The sequence below is a fragment of the Tropicimonas marinistellae genome (assembly GCF_001509585.1).
In the GTDB taxonomy this organism is placed as follows: domain Bacteria; phylum Pseudomonadota; class Alphaproteobacteria; order Rhodobacterales; family Rhodobacteraceae; genus Tropicimonas; species Tropicimonas marinistellae.
Genome location: NZ_LNCI01000006.1, coordinates 131,958 through 154,477, shown reverse-complemented (window position 1 = coordinate 154,477; position 22,520 = coordinate 131,958). Strand labels below are relative to the sequence as shown.

23 protein-coding genes and 1 tRNA gene are annotated in these 22,520 nt (G+C 61.9%); 7 read left to right on the top strand and 17 right to left on the bottom strand.

Going from position 1 to position 22,520, the window contains the following annotated elements; all coding sequences use genetic code 11:
• Positions 1-648: 648 nt before the first annotated feature.
• The gene (gene maiA, locus ARC39_RS14045) at positions 649-1,302 is read left to right on the top strand and encodes a maleylacetoacetate isomerase (protein ID WP_068115453.1); all 654 of its coding nucleotides are present in this window, start codon (positions 649-651) and stop codon (positions 1,300-1,302) included.
• Positions 1,303-1,537: 235 nt separating this feature from the next.
• Here maiA and ARC39_RS14040 read toward each other — a convergent pair whose 3' ends face one another.
• The 3 genes from ARC39_RS14040 to xth all read right to left on the bottom strand — a co-directional run bounded on the left by ARC39_RS14040 (position 1,538) and on the right by xth (position 3,314).
• Positions 1,538-1,804: a hypothetical protein gene (locus ARC39_RS14040; RefSeq protein WP_068115452.1), complete on the bottom strand. Its 267-nt coding sequence runs from the start codon at positions 1,802-1,804 to the stop codon at positions 1,538-1,540.
• Positions 1,805-1,997: 193 nt separating this feature from the next.
• Positions 1,998-2,074 (bottom strand) — tRNA-Pro (locus ARC39_RS14035).
• A gap of 457 nt (positions 2,075-2,531) precedes the next feature.
• Positions 2,532-3,314, bottom strand: a complete 783-nt coding sequence (gene xth / locus ARC39_RS14030; protein WP_068115451.1) for an exodeoxyribonuclease III — start codon at positions 3,312-3,314, stop codon at positions 2,532-2,534.
• A 144-nt stretch (positions 3,315-3,458) separates the two neighbouring features.
• On the opposite strand from xth, the gene ARC39_RS14025 reads away from it, so the two are divergent.
• Positions 3,459-4,682, top strand: coding sequence for a DegT/DnrJ/EryC1/StrS family aminotransferase (locus ARC39_RS14025; protein WP_068115668.1), 1,224 nt, complete (start codon positions 3,459-3,461; stop codon positions 4,680-4,682).
• On the opposite strand, the gene ARC39_RS14020 is transcribed toward ARC39_RS14025, so the two are convergent.
• Positions 4,679-5,809 carry an AI-2E family transporter gene (locus ARC39_RS14020; RefSeq protein WP_068115450.1) on the bottom strand — a complete coding sequence of 377 codons (1,131 nt, stop codon included), beginning with the start codon at positions 5,807-5,809 and terminating at the stop codon, positions 4,679-4,681. The genes ARC39_RS14025 and ARC39_RS14020 overlap by 4 nt on opposite strands.
• A 129-nt stretch (positions 5,810-5,938) precedes the next feature.
• Complete coding sequence (locus ARC39_RS14015; protein ID WP_068115449.1) at positions 5,939-6,631, bottom strand: M48 family metallopeptidase; 693 nt, start codon at positions 6,629-6,631, stop codon at positions 5,939-5,941.
• Between the two features lie 129 nt (positions 6,632-6,760).
• Here ARC39_RS14015 and ARC39_RS14010 point away from each other — a divergent pair, with 129 nt between their 5' ends.
• Positions 6,761-7,315 (top strand): hypothetical protein, encoded by a 555-nt coding sequence (locus ARC39_RS14010; protein WP_068115448.1) that lies wholly within the window; start codon positions 6,761-6,763, stop codon positions 7,313-7,315.
• 9 nt (positions 7,316-7,324) lie between these two features.
• Here ARC39_RS14010 and ARC39_RS14005 read toward each other — a convergent pair whose 3' ends face one another.
• The 5 genes from ARC39_RS14005 to ARC39_RS13985 form a co-directional block, all read right to left on the bottom strand.
• Positions 7,325-8,200 carry a DMT family transporter gene (locus tag ARC39_RS14005; protein ID WP_068115447.1) on the bottom strand — a complete coding sequence of 292 codons (876 nt, stop codon included), beginning with the start codon at positions 8,198-8,200 and terminating at the stop codon, positions 7,325-7,327.
• An 89-nt stretch (positions 8,201-8,289) separates the two neighbouring features.
• Positions 8,290-9,471, bottom strand: a complete 1,182-nt coding sequence (locus ARC39_RS14000; RefSeq protein ID WP_068115446.1) for a vWA domain-containing protein — start codon at positions 9,469-9,471, stop codon at positions 8,290-8,292.
• 185 nt (positions 9,472-9,656) lie between these two features.
• Positions 9,657-9,833 carry an acyltransferase gene (locus ARC39_RS26005; RefSeq protein WP_068115445.1) on the bottom strand — a complete coding sequence of 59 codons (177 nt, stop codon included), beginning with the start codon at positions 9,831-9,833 and terminating at the stop codon, positions 9,657-9,659.
• Positions 9,834-9,863: 30 nt separating this feature from the next.
• A complete protein-coding gene (locus tag ARC39_RS13990) occupies positions 9,864-11,210 on the bottom strand; it encodes a DUF2927 domain-containing protein (protein WP_068115444.1) in 1,347 nt (448 codons plus the stop codon).
• Between the two features lie 23 nt (positions 11,211-11,233).
• Positions 11,234-11,851 (bottom strand): GNAT family N-acetyltransferase, encoded by a 618-nt coding sequence (locus tag ARC39_RS13985; RefSeq protein WP_368085975.1) that lies wholly within the window; start codon positions 11,849-11,851, stop codon positions 11,234-11,236.
• Positions 11,852-11,886: 35 nt separating this feature from the next.
• Here ARC39_RS13985 and ARC39_RS13980 point away from each other — a divergent pair, with 35 nt between their 5' ends.
• Positions 11,887-12,813, top strand: a complete 927-nt coding sequence (locus ARC39_RS13980) for a DMT family transporter (RefSeq protein WP_068115442.1) — start codon at positions 11,887-11,889, stop codon at positions 12,811-12,813.
• Here the strand turns inward: ARC39_RS13980 and ARC39_RS13975 are convergent.
• The 5 genes from ARC39_RS13975 to ARC39_RS13955 form a co-directional block, all read right to left on the bottom strand.
• Entirely contained in the window at positions 12,789-14,237 is a 1,449-nt protein-coding gene (locus tag ARC39_RS13975) for a protein adenylyltransferase SelO (protein WP_068115441.1), read from the bottom strand. The genes ARC39_RS13980 and ARC39_RS13975 overlap by 25 nt on opposite strands.
• 162 nt (positions 14,238-14,399) lie before the next feature.
• Positions 14,400-14,861: a GNAT family N-acetyltransferase gene (locus tag ARC39_RS13970; protein WP_068115440.1), complete on the bottom strand. Its 462-nt coding sequence runs from the start codon at positions 14,859-14,861 to the stop codon at positions 14,400-14,402.
• Positions 14,858-15,373 carry a GrpB family protein gene (locus ARC39_RS13965; protein WP_068115439.1) on the bottom strand — a complete coding sequence of 172 codons (516 nt, stop codon included), beginning with the start codon at positions 15,371-15,373 and terminating at the stop codon, positions 14,858-14,860. The genes ARC39_RS13970 and ARC39_RS13965 overlap by 4 nt, the downstream gene beginning before the upstream one ends.
• Positions 15,370-16,311, bottom strand: coding sequence for a nucleoside hydrolase (locus tag ARC39_RS13960; protein WP_068115438.1), 942 nt, complete (start codon positions 16,309-16,311; stop codon positions 15,370-15,372). The genes ARC39_RS13965 and ARC39_RS13960 overlap by 4 nt, the downstream gene beginning before the upstream one ends.
• A gap of 187 nt (positions 16,312-16,498) precedes the next feature.
• Positions 16,499-17,704 carry a bifunctional alpha/beta hydrolase/OsmC family protein gene (locus ARC39_RS13955; protein ID WP_068115437.1) on the bottom strand — a complete coding sequence of 402 codons (1,206 nt, stop codon included), beginning with the start codon at positions 17,702-17,704 and terminating at the stop codon, positions 16,499-16,501.
• Between the two features lie 117 nt (positions 17,705-17,821).
• On the opposite strand from ARC39_RS13955, the gene ARC39_RS13950 reads away from it, so the two are divergent.
• Complete coding sequence (locus ARC39_RS13950) at positions 17,822-18,718, top strand: endonuclease/exonuclease/phosphatase family protein (protein ID WP_068115436.1); 897 nt, start codon at positions 17,822-17,824, stop codon at positions 18,716-18,718.
• A 109-nt stretch (positions 18,719-18,827) separates the two neighbouring features.
• On the opposite strand, the gene dddP is transcribed toward ARC39_RS13950, so the two are convergent.
• Positions 18,828-20,156 carry a dimethylsulfonioproprionate lyase DddP gene (gene dddP, locus ARC39_RS13945; RefSeq protein WP_068115435.1) on the bottom strand — a complete coding sequence of 443 codons (1,329 nt, stop codon included), beginning with the start codon at positions 20,154-20,156 and terminating at the stop codon, positions 18,828-18,830.
• Between the two features lie 236 nt (positions 20,157-20,392).
• Between dddP and ARC39_RS13940 the strand changes: the two genes are divergently transcribed.
• Positions 20,393-21,172 carry a heme-dependent oxidative N-demethylase family protein gene (locus ARC39_RS13940; RefSeq protein ID WP_068115434.1) on the top strand — a complete coding sequence of 260 codons (780 nt, stop codon included), beginning with the start codon at positions 20,393-20,395 and terminating at the stop codon, positions 21,170-21,172.
• On the opposite strand, the gene ARC39_RS13935 is transcribed toward ARC39_RS13940, so the two are convergent.
• Positions 21,169-22,044: a hypothetical protein gene (locus tag ARC39_RS13935; RefSeq protein WP_149866434.1), complete on the bottom strand. Its 876-nt coding sequence runs from the start codon at positions 22,042-22,044 to the stop codon at positions 21,169-21,171. The genes ARC39_RS13940 and ARC39_RS13935 overlap by 4 nt on opposite strands.
• A 250-nt stretch (positions 22,045-22,294) precedes the next feature.
• Between ARC39_RS13935 and ARC39_RS25335 the strand changes: the two genes are divergently transcribed.
• Entirely contained in the window at positions 22,295-22,468 is a 174-nt protein-coding gene (locus tag ARC39_RS25335) for a DUF1059 domain-containing protein (RefSeq protein ID WP_161470973.1), read from the top strand.
• The last annotated feature ends 52 nt before the right edge of the window (positions 22,469-22,520 follow it).

The window sequence follows — 22,520 nt, the reverse complement described above, 5'->3', positions numbered from 1 at the left end:
TGCGCGTTGACCGCCCCTGCCGGCGGTTCGTCTCGTCTTCTTTTCCAGATGACAGTCAGCCTTCCCCGCTGCCTGCCGGTCTCGCGCGATCCGCCGGAGCAAAAAGGACCCTGCACGCCCTGGCGGGTGTACATGATACCGGGCGGCACGGTGCCGCCCCAGGCTATTGGAGTTTGGTCCCTCTTGCGTCCGGTTCGCCACTATATGTTGTGGCTTTGTCGGTTCGCCCATACAAATTGGCGTAGGATGCCATGAGACGTCAACGCAAAAATTTGCGCAGTGGCGTAAAACTTTTGCTTGACCGCATCGAGAGGTCGGGACCGACGACACGACCAGCGATTCACTTCGTTAATGGCGAAACGCACAATTGCTCGTGGAGACTGCCAATCACCCAACAAAATATAGAAATCCACGCGATGCGCCGTAGTCCGACGGTGTTGCCGGAAATCGTTAAGCGTTGAGCAAGTGTGGATGACCACTGAGCAGGGCCGCTGCCTAATGGCAACACAACATGTAGTGGTATGGTGCCTCGAGAGTGGTGATGTGATCTTTGCAACTGCAGCATTTGTTGCCCAGTGTTGACCGCTCATGCGGTAACTCGCACATCATGGTCCCAATGCCTGTTGATACCAATCGGGAAGGTCTACGATGGACGACCCCTGCCAATACACACTCTTCGACTACTGGCGCTCGTCGGCGAGCTACAGGGTTCGGATCGCGCTTAATCTGCTGGATTTGCCATGGCACGGTGTGACCGTGGATCTGCTCGCTGGGTCACACCGGCAACCAGAGTACGTGGCGCGCAATCCGCAGGGTTTGGTTCCGACGCTGACGGTGGATGGAATTGACCTAACGCAATCGTTGGCGATCATCGAATACCTGAACGAGACCGTGCCCGGGGCAAGGCTTTTGCCAATTGACCCGGCAGCACGGCACAGGGTGCGCAGCCTGTCGTATTCGATTGCAATGGAGATACACCCGATCTGCAATCTGAGCGTCGCTCGCCACGTCGCTGAACTCACTGGTGGTGGGCAGGAGGCAACGATTGCCTGGATGCAGCGATTCATCGGCGGCGGTCTGGCGAACGTCGAGGAAATGCTTCGACAAGGCGAAGAAGGTGCGTTCTGTCATGGCAATACGCCATCGATGGCCGATTGTTGCCTGATCCCGCAACTCTACAATGCACGTCGCTGGGGGATCGAACTGGGCGCGTTCAACAGGATATGCGCCATCGAGAGTGCCTGTGCGTCGATTCCGGCCTTTGTCGCTGCTCACCCGGATAGCGTTCGCCCATCGGCGTGATGTGCGCGGTGTCCACGGCCTTGGGGCAGCGTGGGGCATTTGACGCGACCAGCGGCTTCTCTAAGCGCCAGAAACCGACGCAGGCGTTCCATGGATTTTGTGTGGGACAGTCCCAAAGGTTGAGTAGCGGCACAGGGATGGAAAAGGCCGGTGACGCGTTTGCCACCGGCCTTGCAAAGCGCTTCTCCACTGGGCGTTGCGGCGCGATCCAGACTTTCGCCAGTAGAAGCCCCTCTCAGGCGCTCCAGGTCGCGCAAAACGTGGCGTCGCCGGTCGCAACGATGCGCCGAGACCGTCCGTTCGCCACGATGACGGGATAGGCGCCCTTGTCGGTGATCTGCTGGAATGTTTCCCACTCATTGGCCGCATTGCGCCATTGAAGCTCGACGGCGCCCGCCCCGGGCTCCACGTCAAGCATCACGTCGCGCGCGAAAAACTGGAACTGCGGTTCCGACTCGTCGGGAAGCACCACGGGGTCGGAACCCCACTCGCCAAGTGCCATCGTGATCTCCTATCGCTTTTCGATCTCGCGGGCGATCATGCTGGTTGGCGGTTTTCCAACACCCTACCTGACCGTACGGTGCGTTGCCGGTTTCCGGTTTGACCGTTCGGTTCAATGAGGAGGGCGACCGATACTGCCCGGGCAACGTATTGCGCCGCTATCAGAGCGCGCTGCCCCATTCATCGGCGAGTGATGGTCGGGACGGCAAGATTCGAACTTGCGACCTACGGTACCCAAAACCGTCGCGCTACCAGGCTGCGCTACGCCCCGATCATTGCAATCGTTCCACTCGAACGATCGATTGCAAGAACGCCACCGCATCGCCGATCCGGTCGGAATGCATGGCGTTCGGTGCCCTCTAAGCGGTAGAGGGTGAAAATGCAAAGCGGTTTTCGTGACTTTCCGAAGTTTGAACGCCACCTATGAGCCGTGCGCGCATGATATCTGTGTGCTGGTGGGTGGTAAGTGCTTTACTGCAATTGATAATTACGGCGATTCCCGGATGGCGCTTCGGTTTCGACGTCGGTGCATGGCATCGGCTAGTGCGATCATTGTGCGCCCACACGGAATGCTTGTTCTCCAGAGATACACTCAATGCTCAGTCCCGTTGTGGCGTCGCGGCTGGATTGGCTGAGGCTAGGTTGACGGCAAGAGGCAGAACCAGACCGAAAACCGGTCGGTTCCTACCCCGACCGCACGAATCAGGGCGCGGCGTCCCCGGCGTCGATCACGCTGCGAGATCCACCCAGATCGGAACATGGTCGGAGGGTTTCGGACGATTGCGGATATCCTTGTCGATCCGACAGTCTGTCAGCAGGTCGGCCGCTTGTGGTGTTAGCAGAAGGTGGTCGATACGGATGCCGTCGTTTCGGTCCCAGGCCGCAGCTTGATAATCCCAGAAGGTGTAATGGCCCGGACCGAGAGTTCGTGCCCGGAATGCCTCGGTAAAGCCGAGATTCACGATCTCGCGAAATGCGCGGCGGCTTTCCGGGCGTGCCAATGCGTCGTCCTGCCATACCTCGGGTCGCGCGGCATCTGCATCTTGCGGGATCACGTTGTAGTCACCTGCCATCAGAGCCGGTTCTTCCTGCGCCAGCAGTTCCGCCGCACGGGTCTTGAGCCGATCCATCCATGCCAGCTTGTAGTCGAACTTTGGTCCTGGCGCAGGATTTCCGTTGGGCAGGTATAGCCCGCAGAGCCGAACCGCCGCGTGTTCGCCAACCACAGTGGCTTCGATCCACCGCGCCTGTTCGTCCGTCTCGTCGCCGGGCAGGCCGCGGCGTACGTCCTCAAGTGGCAGTTTTGACAGGATTGCCACCCCGTTGAAACTCTTTTGTCCGTGGGTCTCGACGTTGTAGCCGCGTTCCTCGAACACTTCCCTCGGGAAGTTTTCGTCGACGGATTTGATCTCCTGTAGCAGCGCCACGTCCGGCTGCGCCTCGTCCAGCCAGTCGCAGAGCGCGGCGTGGCGCGCCTTGATGCCATTGATATTAAAGGTGGCGATCTTCATGGCGGTTCCTTCGCGCAGCTCCTCGGTTGCCTAACTGTCCGACAAGCACGTCGCGAGGGCAAGCGGGCATGGGTTGCGGTAAAGCCACGCGCCACAGGCTGGAGCGATTGACGCGAACGGCGCGCTCGCCCAATGCTGCTGTCCATGAGCGACCGTTTCGAGGGCAGTTTCACCCAGCAGGAGCCGATTCCGGAGGACGGGATAACGGCGGCACTCGATGTGATGCGTCACGGGCGTCTGCATCGCTACAACCTGGCAGATGGAGAGGCTGGTGACACGGCCTTGCTGGAAGAGGAATTCGCGGCTTTCACCGGTGCCCGATATTGCCTTGCGGTCGCCTCAGGTGGTCAGGCATTGTCAATTGCCTTGCGCGCCGCAGGCGTTGTGCCGGGCGATCCGGTTCTGACCAACGCATTCACGCTGGCGCCAGTACCGGGCGCGATCGTCGCGGTCGGCGCACGGCCCGTTCTGGTGGAGACGACCGAAGCGTTGACGATCGATCTCGACGACCTCTCGACCCAAATAGCCGCCACGCCCGCAGCGCGCGTACTGCTTTTGTCGCATATGAGGGGCCATATCTGCGACATGGACCGGCTCATGGCCATTTGCGATGCCGCCGGCGTGCAGGTCGTGGAGGATTGCGCCCACACGATGGGTGCGGCCTGGAACCGTATTTCCTCGGGGCGGCATGGTCTGATCGGCTGCTACTCGACACAAACGTACAAACACATGAATTCCGGCGAGGGGGGGCTGATCGTTTCCGACAACGCGCCAGCGATGGCGCGTGCCACTCTGCTCTCGGGTAGCTACATGCTCTACGATCGTCACCGCGCTGCACCTCCTCAGGAGGTGTTTAACGGCCTGACGCTCGACACGCCGAACATGTCTGCCCGTATGGACAATCTCCGCGCCGCGATCCTGCGGCCGCAACTTGTGAGCTTGCCGGAGCGCGTTGCCGCCTGGAACGCGCGCTACGCGGCGGTAGAGGAGGGGCTGCGCAATACACCCGGCCTGACGGTAATCGAGCGGCCAGAGGTCGAGTCAATTGTTGGCTCATCCATCCAATTCCTTCTGCGCGACTGGTCCGCTGCGGCAGTGCGAGAGGTGGTGGCCCGCTGTTCTGCCCGTGGTGTGGAGTTGAAGTGGTTTGGGGACGAAACGCCAATTGCCTTTACGTCGCGCTACGACCACTGGCGCTACGCGACGCCGCGTGTTCTGCCGAGGACCGATCGCATCCTGGCCGGACTTATTGACATGCGCCTGCCGTTGACCTTCAGCCTCGATGATTGCGCTTTGATCGCGCGGATCATCCGAGCGGAGACATCAGCCGTCTGGCAGGCGCGAACTGCCCGCTCAGCGTCAAGCTAGGCGGACTCTACGGCATCGCTGTCCGAACCCACAGCGGTCTCGGCTTCCGGTTCCGGTGAGTTCGCGACGACGGCTTCGGCGAGTGTGGTCCATATCGTGACGAAGAGGCCCGCGACGACCGGCCCCAGCACAAGACCGACTGCGCCGAACATTCCCAGCCCGCCGAACGTTGAGACGAGAATCAGGATGTCGTGCATCTGAGTGTCCCGTCCGACCAGGATCGGTCGCAAGATATTGTCGATGGTGGTGACCACCAGTCCGGCCCAAAGTGCAAGCCCGATAGCAGCAGCCATGTTCCCCACCGCAAACAGGTAAAGCACGCCGATTGCCAGAACGAGGCTTGGGCCGACACCGGGAATGATCGACACGATACCCATAACGACGCCCCAGAATGTCGCGCCTTCGATTCCAGCGACCCAGAAGCCGATGCCGCCCAACAGGCCCTGGACGATGCCGATCACAAGGACGCCTTTGATCGTCGCCCGGCTGACAGAGATCGCCCGGTCGGCCAGCTTGTGCTGTGTGTCCGGCGCAAGCGAGGTGAAGCGTAGGATCTGCTGCATGACCGGCACCTCCATCTTCAGGAAAAAGAAGAGGGCGTAGATGAAGATGAAAGTATCAAGGAAAAGGAGCGCGGTGCCACGGGTCACCGCGGACATGGTTCCGACCATGTAGCGGGCGACGGCGCTGACCAGGTCGCTGATCTTCGAAACTACCTCGGGTCCGAAGTGACCCATGTCTTCGTCGAACGGCAGCCAGTCCGGAACATCCCAGGTCTGGCTCTGTTCGGCGAGGTTGTTAAATACCCGCACGACCGTTCGCGGAAGCGAGAGCGCCTGTTCTGCGGCCACGGTGCCGATCAGAAATACCGGGGCGATGACCAGAACGATGATCAGGGTGAGCGTTATGGCCGAGGCAACGTTTCGACGCCCTTTGACGAGATCGCACACACGCCGAAACAGCGGGCGCGACATCTCAGCGACAATCGCCGCCATGATCAGCGAGATAAGAAATCCCCGGATCATGCCAAAGAAGAGCAACGTGATAAGCGCGGTGACCAAAACCAAAGCGGCCCACCGAAACGTGTCGGAGCTCATGAGCGGTGGGGTCGCGCGGGGGTCGGACATGGTGGATTTCTCTCGAACCTCCCCCGGTTGTATCCGCGCCATCGCGTCCGCGGAAGAACAAAGACAACCTTCCCTGATCCTGCTGGGAACGAATCCAACAGCACAGTGAACCGTCGCCTTGTTGCTTGGCTACTTTCTCGGTGCTGACCAACGCGCTTCTCGTGACTCGATTGCGGCGATACGCTGTCCCGTCTTCGGGTGGCTTAACAGCCAGGCAGGTGTACCTGCCCCAAGGTTACCCGTCAGATGCTCCAGTTTTCCGAACAAGCTCTTCTGCGCCTCGGTGCCGATACCGGCCTTGACCAGAAGTGCGGACGCGTAGGCGTCGGCTTCGAATTCATCCTGTCGGCTCAGCCGCGCGGCAAGAAGCGACGTCAGCATCGACGCAATCCACACTCCGAGACCCGGCAAAAACCGGTTGAGCACGGTCGCCAACGCCATCCGGATCGCGTTCTGCCCCGAGAAATCGATCATCCGCCGCCGCGAATGCCCCAAAGCAACGTGTCCCAGTTCATGCGCAATCACGCTGGCAAGTTCCTCGGCGGTCACGTTGCCCGCCCGATACTGGTCGTAAAAACCGCGGGTGATGAAGATCCGGCCGTCCGGGGCAGCGAGTCCGTTGATCGGCGCGACCTCGTAGATATGGACCCTGATCCGTTCCAGGTCGAGCGCCTCGGCCATCCGGTCGGTCAAGCGCCTGAGGCGCATGTCCGCAAGTTCGGAAGATCGCGCGTCGAGTTCTCGTGCCGTTCGCCAGGCGGAAAAACGGTACATCGCCAGCCCGTAGAGGAGCACGAGGAGCAGGGGCATCAGCTTCAACATGGAAACTATATGGTTTTCTTCGGCACAATGGACAACCCGGCACGAGGTTTCCTCATCATCAGCACGTTTCCGCCAGATTCTGCCCTCAGAAAGACGTTAATAAAATCGGTATAAACGGGTCCTTGTGACATGCGTAAATACATCTGCTTCGTTCACGGCCTCGGGCTGCACCTGCTTGGCGCCTGTGGATTTATTTATTTTCTTGCCATTGCCGCCGGGGTTTTGACCGGTCTCGCGAACAACCGGCCAATCGGGCTCAACATCAGCGTCGGGCTTATCTGTGGCTCGCTCTGCATCTACTTCCTGTTGCCAAAGACAACTCCGGACTGGCTCCGCGATCCGGTATCGCCCATGGAAGCGTTCGCCGTGCTGTTCAGCCTCGTTGTGGCCTTGATATTTGTGCTTGGGCCAATGGCCGGCGTTGCTGTGGCGGCATTCGAACCACCTGTCGAAATGATCCAGATGCACATGGCACTGGCACTCGTGCCTGCGGCAATCGTGAGTCTGGCAATCGCGGCGTCCGCATTCACATTGGCATTCTTGCCCGCGCCTGAACCGGGGCAAAAGGACGAGATGGTCGAGGAAGTGGAAGACGACGACTGGCTTGCCGTCGAGGATCTGGCGTCGGACAACAATATACCGGCCTTGGCCTCGGTGCGAATGATGCGGCTTTCCCGAACCTGACGCTCATTTTCATTTGTTGCCGGCCGGTTGCTCGCCGGACCGCGCCACGACGAGCACGGCCAAAAGGATGACGGCCGCTCCGGCAAGGCTTGCCGGGGCTGGCGGATCTCCGAGTAGCAAGATATCGAAACCAAGCGCCCAGATGAGCCCCGTGTATTCCAACGGCGCAATCGTGGACACGGCTGTTCGCGCCACAGCCTCGGTTGCGCAGATATGGGCGAACGCACCGAGTATTCCTGACGTTACAAGCAGCGCCATAGTCGTCGGATTAGGCGCTATCCAGCCGAATGGCCAGCTTGCCAATCCGATCAGTGATCCGGTCAGACCGAAGTAGAAAGCGATTGTCGCCGGGCGTTCGCTCCTGGTCATACCGCGGATATGCACGCGCACGAACGCCATGGTCGCCGCGAAGCCGAGGCCGGCAGCAACGCCGATCGCCGCGCCGTCTCCTGGCATCCGGATCGCGCCGCCGATCATCACCGATACGCCAACCACGCCAAGCGCCAGCGCGCTGATCACCCGACGCCCCGGCCGCTCGCCGGCAATCACGGCGGCGATGGGAAGCGTCAGAACGGGCGTGAGGTAAGCCAGCGCCTGCGCATTGGCCACCGGAAGGTAGGTGAGGGACACGAATGACAAGGCCATGGAGAGCGCGCCGAAGAGGTTGCGCGTCAGATGCAGTCTCGGCTGCCGGGTTGTCATCGCGCGCGGGAAGTCGCCGCACAGGGCCATGTACGCAATGATCGGCGGAAGCGCTGTGGCCGAGCGCCAGAAGATAATCTGTCCAAGCGGGACATCTCCCGAGACCTGTCGAATGCACGCGGACATCGCAGTGCCAAAGAAGGTCGCTGCCAGAAACAGCAGCACGCCACGAGGAAATGTCATGAGGTTACCCGGAAGAGCGCGACGTCGATAGCGCTAACATGCACGGACAGAGCCCGCAACAAATCCGGTTGCCGCAGGCGAGTTCCTCGTTAGGTGAGAATGCGCATTCCGCGGTCAATTCCCTCAAGCGTCATCGGCACCATGCGGTCGTCAACGATCTGACGGATCATCTCGATCGATTGCGTGTATTTCCAGTGGCGTTCCGGGGTGGGATTGATCCACAGCGTATCCGGCCATTGCTCCCGCGACCGGCGGAGCCAGGTTTCGCCGGATTCCTCGTTCCAGTGTTCGTTGGCCCCTCCCGGATGGAGGATTTCGTACGGGCTCATCGCGGCATCGCCGACGAAGATGCACTTGTAATCCGGGCCATAGGTATTGAGCACGTCCCAGGTCGGCGTCTGTTCACTCCAGCGCCGGACGTTGTCGCGCCAGACACCCTCGTAGAGACAATTGTGAAAGTAGAAGTGTTCGAGATGCTTGAACTCGGCTCGTGCGGCGGAGAACAGTTCTTCGACAATGCGGATGAACGGGTCCATGGAGCCGCCCACGTCGAGGAAGAGCAATACCTTGACAGCATTGTGCCGCTCGGGCCGCATCTTCACATCGAGATACCCGTGATCTGCGGTTGCGCGGATGGTTTCGTCTAGGTCGAGTTCCTCCTGCGCCCCGTGTCGGGCCCATTGGCGGAGGCGCTTGAGCGCGACCTTGATATTGCGCGTGCCCAGTTCGACCGTATCGTCAAGGTTGCGAAACTCCCGCTTGTCCCAGACTTTGACGGCGCGCCCATGGCGGCCCTTGTCTTGGCCGATCCGGACGCCCTCGGGGTTGTAGCCATAGGCGCCGAACGGGGAGGTGCCCGCCGTCCCGATCCACTTGCTGCCGCCCTGATGCCGGCCTTCCTGTTCCTCTAAACGTTGCTTGAGCGTCTCCATGAGCTTGTCGAAACCTCCGAGGGCCTCGATCTCGTCCATTTCCTCCGGTGTCAGGTGTTTTTCCGCCATCTTCCGAAGCCAGTCCGCAGGCAAGTCAACGCCTTCCAGCATTTGCCCGAGGGTGATCTTTTCGAGGCCCTCGAATGCCGCCGCGAACGCCCGATCGAACCGGTCGAGATGGCGCTCATCCTTCACCATGGCGGTCCGTGCAAGGTAGTAGAATCCATCGATGTCGTAGGTTACGAGCCCAGCTGCCACGCCTTCAAGGAATGCGAGGTACTCGCGGAGGCTCACTGGCACGCCGCCGTCGCGGAGGGTCTGGAAGAAATGCAGGAACATGCGCCGGGCTCCGAAAATGCTGGGTCAGCTTTGGCCGGGAGAGCGCCGGGGTCAAGCGCGACGGTTGGACCCGCACCTGGGAGCGCACGGTCCAGCGGTACGCTGCGCCCGAAGGGCGCCCGGCCCAACGCTTTTCCCGAGCGCGTTAGCGCGTGGGGAAGGGCGGGAGCGCCCCGCTCGCTGGTCTAGAACACGCCGGTGATTACGCGTTCGATGAAAATCGTAACGAAGAAGCCAAGAAGCGAAAGGGCAATGGCGAAACCGGCAGCATATTGCGCGACATCGGCCCAAGTGCCGCCCCGCTTCCGCGCGAGGTATCCGCCCCAGATTGCGCCACCTATTGCGCCGAGTATCACGAACATTCTTAGCTTCCCGCAGTTTTCCCGCGCGGCTTATCGGTCGGACGGTCCGGGGGCAAGAGCGGCGATCTCCGTTGCGCGCGCGCGGACGACGTCATCTGCACCAAAGCCGTAGCGTGCCCATCCGAGTGCCTCGTTTCGCTCGGCGCGCGCTGCGGAGGTCTTGCCCTGCAAATCCAGCGCTTCGGCCCGCATCATCATGAGCGTCGAAAGCAGTGCCGCGTTTTCTGCCTGCCGCACGGCCGGCAGGCTCTCGTCGATAAGCCCGATGGTGGCGCCGGATTGTCCGGCACTGAGTGAAAAGGCCGCGAGTTGCATCGCCACGTGGGCGGCCTGGATCTGTGTGTCCGGCAGGCTGCGATAAATCGCGGCAGCATCGAGGAACGAGCTGAGCGCAAGCTCCGGCTCCCGATTGAGCGAGAGGCGGCCGAGCGCGTAAAGCGCAAACGCCATGCGTGTGTCGCGCCAGCCGGCTGAGTCCGCGAGATCGACCGCGCGCCGGGCCGCGGCGCGGCGCTGCGCCGGCGTGCCGCGCGGTGACAGTGCGTCCTCTATTGCGTCGATCCATATGCGGGGTGTTGGCGGGCTTGGCGGCGGCCCGGAGCGCTGGCCCGCCGGGTTGAGCCGCGCCAGAATACCGGGCAAGGCAGCCGCCACCTGCTGCTTGCTCATCCCGTTTGAGAGCGCGGGATCGTAGGTGACACGCAGCATCAGCATGTCGAACCCGGTCAGCACCGTGTGGAAGTTGTCGTCGTTGAAGACAGAGTCCGGTAGCCTGTACAGGTCATTGAGCGGCCCGAGCGCCTGCGCGATCTCCTCATGCAGGCAATCGCGCGCTTCCTGCGGGGAAACGTCGCCTGGAAGGAACACGGACGCACGCTCGCGCCGCTCCAACGTTGTCCAATCCACTGCGCCCGTCCGTCGCTGACGGCGGAACTCATCCCAACCGCTAACGCGCGGGACGACGAAACAGGCTGCCTGCGGTACGGCGCGCTGGAGCTTCTGACGAGGTAGCACTTCGACAATGATCGAGGGCGTTTCGTTGGGCCGGGCGGCACGGATCGGCAGGCCTGCCTCGCGCTGCAATCGAGTCAGCAGCCGCGCCAGATCTCGCTTAAGCGTCGCGTCCGCCGGGCCGCGTAGTCCGACAGTTATCTCTCCGGAAAAACGCGTCAGGCGATCGATCTCCCGTCCGCTTTCAAGCCGGAACGTGAGATCGAGAAAGTCACCCGCAAGTTGCGTATTGGTGCGCACCGATGGCCGCGACCGCGGCGCATCGAAGGCCCGCATCGGCGGCAATGGCACCGCTGCGACCGCCCGGCGTTGCGCGATGTCGGCCGACGGCGCGGGGGTACAGGCCGCTACGGCCATCGCCAGCATCGCAGCCGCGAGCGCTCGTAACTTCACGCGACCCTCCGGTTGTAGCGGATGAAGGGGGTGAGCGTGCCGATACGGTCGTAGAGCTGTCGGGCCTGGGTATTGAAGTCCTGCGTCAACCAGTAGACCGATGGGCAACCTGCCTCGTCCGCGGCCGCATATACCGCCTCGATCAATGCTCGGCCGACACCGGTCCCACGCACCTGCGGATCGGCGAAAAGGTCCTGCAGGTAGCAAACGTTTTCAGTTCGCCACATGTGTCGGTGGAAAAGAAAATGAGCCAACCCGACCGGCTCACCGTCAATCTCGGCCAACAGACCGCGAAATTCATTCTCTTCCTCCAAAAGGAGGCGGGCGAAAGATGAACCGAAAACCTCTTCGCTGACACTCGTTTCATAGAAGTCCAGATAACTCGACCACAGGCGCCGCCACGCCGCCTCGTCGGCGGGTGTCACTGCGCGAATGCGGATATCTGCTCGTTCGGGCACTCGATGCCTCCCGACCTTGTTGTTGTCGCCAAAGCTATCCGAGCCACGCGAGGCATGGAAACGAATTGCACGCAAAATCGCCCAACAACCGCAGGAGCGTTGCAGGCGGGTCGCTTTGCCGACGGGGCGATTGACAATGCGGCAGGTGTGGAACAAGCGGCATGGAGCAGACGTGAGGACAGGTGGGCAGGATGCAACGCAAGGACCGGATCGATGCCTTCGGGGCGATTGCCCTGATCGGTTTCTCGGCGTTTCTGGGTGTGAACCAGGTGATCATCAAGGTTGTGAACGAGGGGCTTCAGCCGGTGTTCTGGGCGGGTTTGCGATCGCTTGGAGCAGTGCCCGTCCTGTGGCTGATGCTCCGCATGCGCGGGGAGCGGCTGGTTCTGGCGCGTGCAACCTGGGCAGGGGGGATCGGCATGGGCATCGCCTTCACGTTCGAGTTCCTGCTGCTCTTCTTGGCGCTGGACTTGACCACGGTGATCCGCTCCACCGTGATCTTCTATTCCATGCCTGTCTGGTTCGGGATTGCAGCGCATTTCCTGTTGCCCGGCGAGCGCCTGACAACGCGTCGGTTGGCCGGGTTGCTCATCGCGTTTTTCGGCGTTGCCACGGCGATTGTTGGTCGCGACGGAGCGGCCGGGCAGGGGAACCTGGCCGGTGATCTCTGTGCGCTCGGAGCCTCGATGGCCTGGGCCGGAATGGCGCTGTGCGCCCGCGGAACGATGGTACGGGAAGTATCGCCGGAAACGCAGTTGATGTGGCAGGTGGGAATCTCCGCGCCGATCCTGCTCGCGCTCTCACCGCTCTTCGGCGACTTGCTACGAGAGCCGCAAGCGATTCACTGGTGGGGTCTTGGATTTCAGGCGGTGTTCGTCGTTGCACTCGGTTTTTCCGCCTGGCTCTGGCTGCTCTCGGTGTATCCGCCGGCGTCGGTTGCGGCCTTCAGTTTCCTCTCCCCGGTCTTCGGTGTCGCGATGGGGTGGTTGCTCCTCGATGAGCCCCTCTCGCCATCGATGATCGGCGCGCTGGCGCTCGTTGCGTTCGGACTTTTCCTTATCAACCGTGCGCCGCGTGTGCCCGAGGCGGCCGCTCAGGTGCCACAGAAGGTTCGGTAGACCCTTTCGTCGTCTGTCGGTGGATGGGTCAGATCCTCCAGATCGGCGGGTGGGTCCTCGAAGGGACGCGACAGCGCGCCGATGAGCCGCGTTGTCGGAGCAAGATCGCCGTCGGATGCCGCGGAGAGCGCTTGTTCGACGCGATGATTGCGCGGAATGATCGCCGGGTTGGCGGCCCTGAGGCGTTCCGCAACGGCCTCTGCGCCCGGCTCAGGCTCGCGCCTCAAACGGGACCGCCAATTCTCTTCCCATTGATCGAAACTCTCCGGCTGCACGAAGTGGTCACGCGCGTTGCCCGTTGCCAGCGCCCGGAACGTATTGGTGAAATCCGCTTGACCGGCCGCCATGCGTGATAGCAGGTCGCCGATCAGGCGCTCGTCGCCCTCTTCGTCTCGAGTCAGCCCAAGTTTGCGCCGGAACACGTCGCACCACGCGCCGCGCACCCGGTCCGGATACAGCTCCATGGTTGCCTGCGCCGATGCAATCGCCGCTTCGCGATCCGCTCCCATGAGCGGTAGCAGGGCCGTCGCGAACTGGGCAAGATTCCAGGCAAGAATGTCGGGCTGGTTTTGGTAGGAATAGCGCCCATGGTGGTCGATAGAGGAATAGACCGTATTGGGGACGAAGGTGTCGATGAAGGCGCAAGGTCCGAAGTCGATGGTCTCGCCGGAGATGGACGTATTGTCGGTGTTCATTACCCCATGGATGAACCCCACGCCCATCCACTGCGCCACGAGTTGCGCTTGCCGCGCGATCACCGCGTCAAGCAGGTCCAGAGTGCCGGACGCCTCCGGAAAATGGCGCGCAATCACATGGTCGGTCAGGATTTGCAGCGCCTCGGTATCGCCACGTGCTGCGAAATACTGAAAGGTCCCAATGCGGATATGGCTCGCGGCTATCCGCGTCAGCACGCCGCCCGGTTCGGCCTGACCGCGGATCACCCGCTCTCCCGTCGCGACCGCGGCCAGCGACCTCGTTGTGGGTATACCGAGCGCTTCCATGGCTTCGCTCACGATGAACTCGCGGAGAACCGGGCCAAGTGGTGCGCGACCGTCGCTGCCTGGGCGGGAAAAGGCGGTCCGACCGGACCCTTTCAGCTGAATGTCTCGGCGTTTGCCCTGGCGGTCCACCACTTCGCCCAGCAGCAGTGCCCGTCCATCGCCCAACACAGGGGAGAAACCACCGAACTGGTGCCCGGCATATGCCAGCGCGAGCGGATCGGAGCCCGCAGCGACCGCGTTGCCCGCCAGGATCTGCACCGCGTCCGGGGTTTGCAGGGCGTCGGCGTCCAGCCCCAATTCCGCCGCCAACCCGCGGTTGAGGAGCAGCAACTCCGGCGCCTTCACCGGCACCGGCGACTGCCGAACGAAGAAGCGTTCCGGCAAGCGCGCATAGCTGTTGTCAAAAGGGATTTCGAGCGGCATGGGCGTCTCCTTCCCTCGATACATAGGGCGATGGCGCCGCGTTGTCAGGTGGAGGACATGCAAGTCCGAGGTATCGCTCCCCCGCGAGCACAGGGAAGCCGAGCCATTCGGGTAACTTGGTTTCGGTTCCTGCGAAACGCCTGTGGGTGTTCTAGCCCCAACCTAGGGCTTGGATCGCCGGAGATCAGCCGTCATGAGGCAGTATCGGTCTCGCCGCTCGAACCCCAGGCGCTCATAAAAACCGTCGGCAGGGCTTTCTCGATCTACCTCCAGATGCAGTCCCTTGACGCCAGCATCGCGCAACGCGGGGATCAGGGCCGACAGCGCCTCGCCGCCCATGCCCTTGTCGCGTACGGCCGGACGGATCCAGATCTCGTCAATAAAGCCGTCGATCCCGCCCATCTCGATGGACCAGCCGAAACTGATAGCGACATACCCCACCGGCGCATTGCGCGGCCCGATGATGTAGACCACTCCCAACGGGCTGCCTTCGAGCAGAGGAAGAAGGGCGGCCAGCCGGGTTTCCTCGTCCTGCACGATCCCGTGCTCGGCGTGAAAGGCTTCGACCATCCCGGTGAGCTTCGGCAGGTCATCCTTGCGGGCCATGTGCAGCTTGGTCTTCATGCTTTGGTCTCCAGGGCCTTCGCCTCGACCGTGTCGATCCACGTGGATTTGCACCGGCAATAGGCTTCCGTATCGTTCGGGTGGAGTGAGGCGCAATGGCGTTTGCGCGATTCATAACCCGATATCAAAAGCGGATCGGCGCGCAGGGCATCCCGAAAGGCTAGGTGGCGGAGAATTTCCGGGTCGCCGGAAACCCAGCAATGGGCCTGAATAACGCGCCGACCCGTCGCTGGATCGTCGCGGCGGCAGTATCGGCGGCGTGGCAGCCCATATTCGCCCAACCATTCGTAGCCCATGCCTTCGACCGCGCCGCGCAGTCTATCCGGATCGATGCCTACTGCGATCTCCGGCAGCAGGTCGATGATGGGTTTCGCCGCCAGGTTCGGAACCGCGGTCGACCCGATGTGGTGGACAGTTACCAATGCGTCGCCGAGCGCCGCGCTCCAGCGATCCGCTTCCTGATCGGCTTGCCATGCCCAGTCGAGGCTGTATGGCGCGAGTTCGATCGTCACAGGCGGGCCAGCCTTTCCGTCAGCAATGCGAAGAACCCATTTGCCTCCACCGTACCGATAAAGGTCGCGTTCGGCGCGCGATCTGTCACGCGCCACCAGTCGGCAACGGTCATGCCACGTGTCAGGTCGCTGCCCGTCTCGATTTCAACATTGATGTGCCTGCCCTCGAACAGATCGGGACGCAGCAGGTAGGCAATGACGCAGGGGTCGTGCAGCGGCCCACCGGCACTGCCGTATTTCTCCAGATCGAACCGTTCGTAGAAATCCATCCAACCAGCGACGGCTTCGGTGACGGGCGTGCCAATTGCGGCTATGGCGTCCAGACGCTCCTTGGTGATCAGCGCCTGATGGGTCGCGTCGAGCGGCAGGATCGTGACTGGAACGCCGGATTTCAGCACGATTTCAGCAGCTTCCGGATCGACATAAATGTTGAATTCGGCGGCCGGAGTGATGTTGCCCACCTCGAAATAGGCGCCACCCATCAACACGATTCCGGCAAGGCGTTCCGCAATGTCCGGCGCATGTTGAAGAGCGAGAGCGATGTTGGTGAGTGGGCCAAGCGGGCAGAGTGTGACGCTGCCCGGCGGTTCGCGGCGGATGTGGTGGACGATGGCCTCCACGGCGGGTTGGGCCGCCACGGCCAGTTCCGGATCCGGTAACTCGGCGCCGTCGAGCCCGGTCTTGCCGTGCACATGCTCGGCCGTCACCAGCGCACGCTTCAGCGGCTGTGTGGCGCCCTCGTGCACCGGGATGTCCGTCCGTCCCGCAAGTTCACAGACCACGCGGGCGTTTCGGGAGGTAAGTGCCAGCGGCACGTTCCCTGCGACGGTGGTGATCGCCAACACCTCCAGTTCCTCGGGGCTGGCCAGTGCCAGCAGGATCGCCACGGCGTCGTCCTGCCCGGGATCGGTATCGATGATGATCTTGCGCGGCGGCATGCCCGTCCTCCCAACGTCCGCCGCGACAGTGCCGCCGGTGCGGCTGGATGTCCAGACGAGTCCGGGCGGCCGCTTGCACCATCGGCACTAAACGCCCACACCGAGAATTGTGACGCGTCCGCCCAGCCTTATTTGCCCCCTGGCGATCACGAGGGCGGGGCGTTCTGTCCTTACAGCTATCCCGCTTCTAAAGGAGCGTCGTTTCCACCTTGGCACCGGCCTCGAGTGTCTTGTGCACCGGGCAGCGGTCGGCAATGTCCAGTAGTCGCGCGCGTTGATCGTCGTTCAGGGGGCCGTCCAGCCGGATGGACCGCGTGAACCGGTCGATCTTGTTGGGACCGGTCAGGTCGCTGTCCTGCGCATGGACCTTCGCATGGGTCACATCGACGGCGACGTGCTGCAATGGCCACGCCTTGCGGCGGGCGTACATCCGGATGGTCATTGATGTGCAAGACGCCAGGGCGGCGGAAAGATAGCCATAGGGAGACATGCCGCGGTCGGTGCCCCCATATGCCAATGGCTCATCGGCCAGCGTGTGGTGGCGCGGCCCGCCCGTGATGTCTTGCAAGAACCCGTCAGGATCGGCTTCCGACGCGCGTACCACGCCCTCGGGCGCGCCTGGCGGTGGTGCCGGCGGACGCAGATCGAGGTACCTTCCAGCCCAGGCGGCGATTACTTCGGCAGTGTATTCGGCATCTTCCGCTCGGCTGATCAGGTGGTCCGCATCGTCAAGCGTGACAAAGCTCTTGGGGTGCTTGGCTGCCCGGAATATCCGTGCGGCATTGTCGACGCCCACGACCGAATCCCTTGGCGCATGAAGCACCAGAAGCGCTTTGCGCAGGCCCGAAATGGACGACGTCAAATCGGATTCGATCACATCTTGCACGAAGTCCTGGCCAATTCGAAAAGGACGTCCGCCGAGATCGACTTCGGCTGAACCTTCCGCCGCGATTCTTGGTAGGGCATCGGCGAAGTTGTGGGTGACGTGCTCCGGGTCGAACGGTGCGCCAATGGTCACCACCGCGCGCAGGCTCTCGATGTCGCCCGCCGCCTTCAGAGCGGCTGCCCCACCGAGCGAATGGCCGATAAGCAGTGACGGCTCCATGCCACGGTTGTCCAGGTACCTGGCGGCGGCGGACAGATCTGCGGCATTCGACGAAAACGTGGTGTTCTCGAACTCCCCGCCGGAGTGTCCGAGGCCGGTGAAATCGAAGCGCAGAACCGCAATGCCCATCCCGGCGAGGCGCTGTGCAATTCGACGGGCCGCAGCGATATCCTTCGAGCAGGAGAAGCAATGCGCGAAAATGGCGGTTGCCAGGTGCGGGCCCTCCGGCTTGTCGAGCCGGGCGGCGAGTGGCACGCCAAGCGCGCCGGTAAAGGTAATTCTCTCCATTCTGGTCCCCCGAAAGACTGCACGCTTGATCAGAGCGTGGCGCTGAGGCACATCGAACGAAAGGGATTTGTCACATGCGTCACGCGATGGTGACGGATCGTAATCGGAGGCGGGTGAATGTCGGTGTGGGGTGTTGTCTTCTGGCTGGTCGCAGCGACCGGTCTCGCCGCCCTGTGCGGCAGCTTTCTGGGCGGGCTGCACCCGGCAGGAGACTCGCTCGCAGTATTTCGCAGCCATATCGCAGGGGCTGGCGCACTCTGGGTCTTGATCGGCTGGGCAACCGGCATGACCTCTCCGGCCTGGCTGGTCCTGCTTGCTGTCGCAGTGACGCCGGCGGCAATGGGATACACGCGCTATGAATTCGTCTCAGCGGCCCCGAATACGACAATCTACCAGAAGAACATGCGCTATCGAAATCCTGACATTTCGGAGCTGACCGCCGATATTCGCGAGATTGCACCCGATATCCTGACGCTGCAGGAGATGACGGTGGATCACACGAAGATCCTCCAGGAATTGAAGGATATTCTGCCGTATAGCCATCACTGCGATTACGGTCCCGTGGGCACCGCAGCCGTCGCCTCGCGCTGGCCTACCATCGACGGCAGCAAACTCTGCGTAGACGGTTTCACCGCCATGCGGGTCGATGCGCCGGAAGGGCCGCTATGGGTCGGCTCGGTGCATCTGCACTGGCCCTGGCCCGAACGGCAGCGTGTCATGGTCGATGACCTTGTGCCCGTCATGCAAGGTCTGGACGGCCCCGCGATTGTCGGCGGCGACTTCAATATGGTGCCGTGGTCATCCACTCTTCGACGGATTGCAACGGCTCTGGGTGCCGAACGGGCAGGCAGAGTTCGAATGAGCTTTCCGCTCAACCACCCGAAAGGACTGCCGTTGGAGCAGATAGCGCAATTGCCTATCGATCATGTTTTGATTCCTGCAGGCAAACGCGGTGCCAGCGAGCTTAGGCCGAAACTCGGTTCTGACCACCGTGGTCTTGTCGTTCGCTTCTGATCCGCGGGGTCGCGGTCAGCCACTTTTTCGCGGACCCGGTGGGGGGCGGCACGCGTGCGCATGTTGTATCGCGGCGCTCTTGCCCGTCGTGAGGTCAATATTGTCGACCTCAACCCGTGCCCATCAATCGGGCGTCGTACGGGTAGGAGGAGAGTTTTTCGAAGCCATTCTCGGTAATGAGCACCTGATCTTCTAGCTTGATCGAGAAATCGCCCCCAACCTCTCCAACCAAGGCCTCTACGCATAGCACCATGCCTGCCTTCAGTTCATGGTTCCAGGCGCCGTCGTGGTAGTTGTCGGGGTAGTCCACATGGGGCCACTCGTCGCAGAGACCAACGCCGTGGAACTTGCAGGAGTACTTCTGTTCCCAATAGGCAGGAGCAAGCTTGTGACCACCGTGCACGAGGTCCGCGATGGTCACGCCGGGTTTGAGCATGGCCATGTTTTCGGTGATATGCGCATGGGCATGCCGCATCGCGTCCACCATGTCCTGCCGCGGGCTTGCATCGCCGATCCACCAGGTGCGCGAGATGTCGGTACAGATGCCGTAGGGGCCGATCAGGTCGGTATCGAAGGCGAGGATCTCGTTGTTCTGCAACACACGCGGCCCGCATTCCTGAAACCATGGGTTTGTACGTGGCCCGGTGCTGAGCAGGCGGGTCTCGATCCACTCGCCGCCGCGCTTGATGTTCTCGGCGTGGAGCACCGCCCAGATTTCGTCTTCGGTGCGGCCGGGCAAGGCAGCGCGCTCCATCACCGCCATGGAGGCTTCACAGGCGTGGATCGCGCAACGCATCGCGCGGATCTCGTCGGGTCCCTTCACGGAGCGGGCATGTTCGGTGACTTCCTCGCCGTCGAATACGTCGAAGCCGGTTGCCTCCAACGCCCGCATCCCGTGCAACATGATCTTGTCCACGGCGAGGCGCCGGTTTGCGCCGGCGTGGTTGGACAGCACGTCCGCAACTTGTGCTGCGAAATCCTGTGCCGCTTCGGGGCCGCGGTCACCAACCGAGAAATAGAACATTGAAGCGCCGGAGCGCACTTCGCGAACCAACGGAGCATGGTCGGCAAGAAATGGTGCGTTCTTGTATTCCCAGAGAACCATGTAGCCGTCGGCGCAGATCAGGCAGGCCCGGAAAGGGTTGTGGGCGTTCCAGAGCTGCATGTTGGTTGTGTCTGTCGCGTAGCGGATGTTGAGGGGGTCGAACATCAACAATCCGCCATAGTCGCGCGCCCCGATATGATCGGTCAGCCGCTGCAAGCGGAACTCTCGCATTGCGGCAAGGTTCGGCTGTATCAGTCCGGCGGCATCCCATTCGCGCAATGCAAGCAGGGTTGGGCCGATTTCGACCCGGTCGTTTTCGTTGGGTGTTCCATCGGGCAGAAAGTCGCCCCGGCTTGGGTCGATCTTTCGACGATCTCTCGAATGTAGGTTCATCCTGCGGCTCCTTGCAGCACAGGATCCGGTCGAATTCGCTAGTCTGTCCGTGTCGTTTGCGACCTGTCCGGTCGCAATCAGGATGTTTCTCGAACCCCCCGTAGACGAGGCAGATGACCCGGCGATCCGGGGCAGCCGAGTTGGGTCGGCATGTTTCGGCGTCCCAATCAATCTGTTGCGGGTACGACGCAAGGGAAGCGCTTGTATCTGCATGCCCGCGCCGGGAGGATAGGTCGATGGACCAAGCTGCGACTTCGACACCGATCCTCAACCGGGTGGTTCCACGGCCGCCCTGGGACGAGCCGCGCACCCGCCGGCTGCCGGGGATTTCGCCACTCGATATGGAGGATTGGATCTGGGTGCTGGACAGCTACCCGGGCCAGATGGCGGAGCGGGAGCGGCTCTTGTACTCCGTTCCAGACCTGGTGCATGCATTGCCGGCGGATGCGATGCCCGCGGCGCTCGAACTCTATGACTTCGTTGTTGCGCAGCTCCTGGAACGCACGGACTTCCGGAAAGAAGATGAGTACATGCGCTGCCCGGATGGGCGGCGGGTCCACCTGGACCGATCTGCACCGTTACTCACACTGGCGCGTCTTGTGCAAGAAGACCTTTGCCTGCTGCTGAAACCTTCCGGGGGAAAGGAACACCTGCTTGCGGCTGCCGTGTTGTGCTTTCCTGCAAGCTGGACGCTGGCGGAAAAACTCGGCCGACCAATGACGGCGATACATGGGCCAGTTGCGGCCTATGACGATGCTTTGTCTCGTCGCGTCCAGCGGTTATTGGACGGGGTTCAACCCAACAGGCCGCTGTGGCGTGCAAACATGCTCTGGTATCACGAACCCGCGCTGTTTCAACCGCGCTCAGAGAGAGACTCGCAGCGCGTTGACGCTGAAAGCGCTACCTTTCTTCGTTCGGAACGTCAGTGCCTGTTCAGATTGCCGGAGAGCAATGCGGTGGTGTTTTCAATCCACACCATCGTGATGGAACGCGGCGCGGTAGCGAAACACCGCTAGGCGACGTGGTGGAAGTATCGTTCGCCGCCGCGCGCGACGGGCATGTTATTTCGTTCTTCCAATACGAGCCCGACGCCACCGTCGGGCGTGCGCCGGACGGAAATACTCTCACCGTCCTCCAGACCAAAGACCGAACCCTCGGCAAGGATCGAGTCATTCGCGCGTGCGTGCGCGACAAAGGCAAGAACTCTCTTCATCATCCAGTCGAAACGAACGCGGGCCGGGGCTGTCCGGAGACGGTGGCCGATAAGCTGCGGAGCTCCGACAAACTCAAGCTCGGGCAGGATTTGCCGGTCTTCGGGCTGTTCGCCCACCGGATACGGGTGCAGGTAGAGCGGTAACGGAAAGAGCATTCCCTCCATGGCCCGGAACCGCGCCGCCGGAAAGATCCGGTCGGACTGTCCCCAGTGTACAGCCAGTGGACGGGTGCTTTGCGCTATCCACGAGGCGGCGATATGGCCCGCCATCAGCATCAGGTCGACGGCCTCTCTTTCATTCGGCGGAGGCGCTTCATTTCCGTCGGCGTCCAGTCCACGCGTACGGCGCTCAGTGATCGGGACTCGCCGCAATTCCATCGAAATGGCTGCCCGATGGCGCGCGACCAACCCCGCCCAATCTTCGTGAAGCATATCCGGCAGGCCCGACGCGAGCGCGCGGTCGAGCCGGGCGCGCGGCATCGGAAGGTCGCGCTCGCGCAACTCAAGCGTGAGTCCTCTTGCTGACAATGTTGTTCCATGTCGTGCTGGAAATTGGTCGAAATACATCCCCGATGGTCCAAGAACCTCGTTGAGATGAACGCGCAATCCCGGCGCGTCGGCGACGGCCGGGCGCGCCAACAGAAGCGTGGCGGTGATACGGTCAGGTAGGGGCACGGCGAACCCTTGGTTTGAAATGGTTGCGATCAAACCTGCAGGTGTTTTGCGGTGGGAACGTGGCGAGGGAAGGGAAATCGCGAGGAGGAAGCGGTTAATCCTCACCTTCGGCATCTTTGTCGAGGCGTCAAAAACTGCGTTGACGCAAGGTTGCACCAAGCGTCGCAGAGCGATGATGACGTAGGGTTAAGTGATGCGTCGGTTTCGTGGTATCGTGCGGGTTCAACGGAAGCCACGGAGAGATTCGTCGATGACGCGTGTCATGAAATGCAGGGATGTGATGCCTGGCTGCCGATTTGAGACGCGTGGGCAGAGTGATGAGGAAATCCTGCGCGCTGCCGAGAAACATGCACGGGAAGTGCATGGCGTGGACGTGACGGCGGAACTGGCCGAGCGCGTGAAGGAAGCAATTCGACTGGAGTAATGCAGGTCGCCGCAGGTGCGAGTTTGTCCAACGCGGCAATCGCACCGGGTGT

Excerpts from the sequence above, each read along its gene's own strand:
- ARC39_RS14025 (WP_068115668.1), top strand. The coding sequence starts at position 3,459 with ATGAGCGACCGTTTCGAGGGCAGTTTCACCCAGCAGGAGCCGATTCCG.
- dddP (WP_068115435.1), bottom strand. The coding sequence starts at position 20,156 with ATGAACCTACATTCGAGAGATCGTCGAAAGATCGACCCAAGCCGGGGC.
- maiA (WP_068115453.1), top strand. The coding sequence starts at position 649 with ATGGACGACCCCTGCCAATACACACTCTTCGACTACTGGCGCTCGTCG.
- ARC39_RS13955 (WP_068115437.1), bottom strand. The coding sequence starts at position 17,704 with ATGGAGAGAATTACCTTTACCGGCGCGCTTGGCGTGCCACTCGCCGCC.
- ARC39_RS13990 (WP_068115444.1), bottom strand. The coding sequence starts at position 11,210 with ATGCTGGCGATGGCCGTAGCGGCCTGTACCCCCGCGCCGTCGGCCGAC.
- ARC39_RS13940 (WP_068115434.1), top strand. The coding sequence starts at position 20,393 with ATGGACCAAGCTGCGACTTCGACACCGATCCTCAACCGGGTGGTTCCA.
- ARC39_RS14015 (WP_068115449.1), bottom strand. The coding sequence starts at position 6,631 with ATGTTGAAGCTGATGCCCCTGCTCCTCGTGCTCCTCTACGGGCTGGCG.
- ARC39_RS13950 (WP_068115436.1), top strand. The coding sequence starts at position 17,822 with ATGTCGGTGTGGGGTGTTGTCTTCTGGCTGGTCGCAGCGACCGGTCTC.
- ARC39_RS13980 (WP_068115442.1), top strand. The coding sequence starts at position 11,887 with ATGCAACGCAAGGACCGGATCGATGCCTTCGGGGCGATTGCCCTGATC.
- ARC39_RS14000 (WP_068115446.1), bottom strand. The coding sequence starts at position 9,471 with ATGTTCCTGCATTTCTTCCAGACCCTCCGCGACGGCGGCGTGCCAGTG.
- xth (WP_068115451.1), bottom strand. The coding sequence starts at position 3,314 with ATGAAGATCGCCACCTTTAATATCAATGGCATCAAGGCGCGCCACGCC.
- ARC39_RS26005 (WP_068115445.1), bottom strand. The coding sequence starts at position 9,833 with ATGTTCGTGATACTCGGCGCAATAGGTGGCGCAATCTGGGGCGGATAC.
- ARC39_RS13975 (WP_068115441.1), bottom strand. The coding sequence starts at position 14,237 with ATGCCGCTCGAAATCCCTTTTGACAACAGCTATGCGCGCTTGCCGGAA.
- ARC39_RS25335 (WP_161470973.1), top strand. The coding sequence starts at position 22,295 with ATGACGCGTGTCATGAAATGCAGGGATGTGATGCCTGGCTGCCGATTT.
- ARC39_RS14020 (WP_068115450.1), bottom strand. The coding sequence starts at position 5,809 with ATGTCCGACCCCCGCGCGACCCCACCGCTCATGAGCTCCGACACGTTT.
- ARC39_RS14010 (WP_068115448.1), top strand. The coding sequence starts at position 6,761 with ATGCGTAAATACATCTGCTTCGTTCACGGCCTCGGGCTGCACCTGCTT.
- ARC39_RS14005 (WP_068115447.1), bottom strand. The coding sequence starts at position 8,200 with ATGACATTTCCTCGTGGCGTGCTGCTGTTTCTGGCAGCGACCTTCTTT.
- ARC39_RS14040 (WP_068115452.1), bottom strand. The coding sequence starts at position 1,804 with ATGGCACTTGGCGAGTGGGGTTCCGACCCCGTGGTGCTTCCCGACGAG.
- ARC39_RS13960 (WP_068115438.1), bottom strand. The coding sequence starts at position 16,311 with ATGCCGCCGCGCAAGATCATCATCGATACCGATCCCGGGCAGGACGAC.
- ARC39_RS13970 (WP_068115440.1), bottom strand. The coding sequence starts at position 14,861 with ATGAAGACCAAGCTGCACATGGCCCGCAAGGATGACCTGCCGAAGCTC.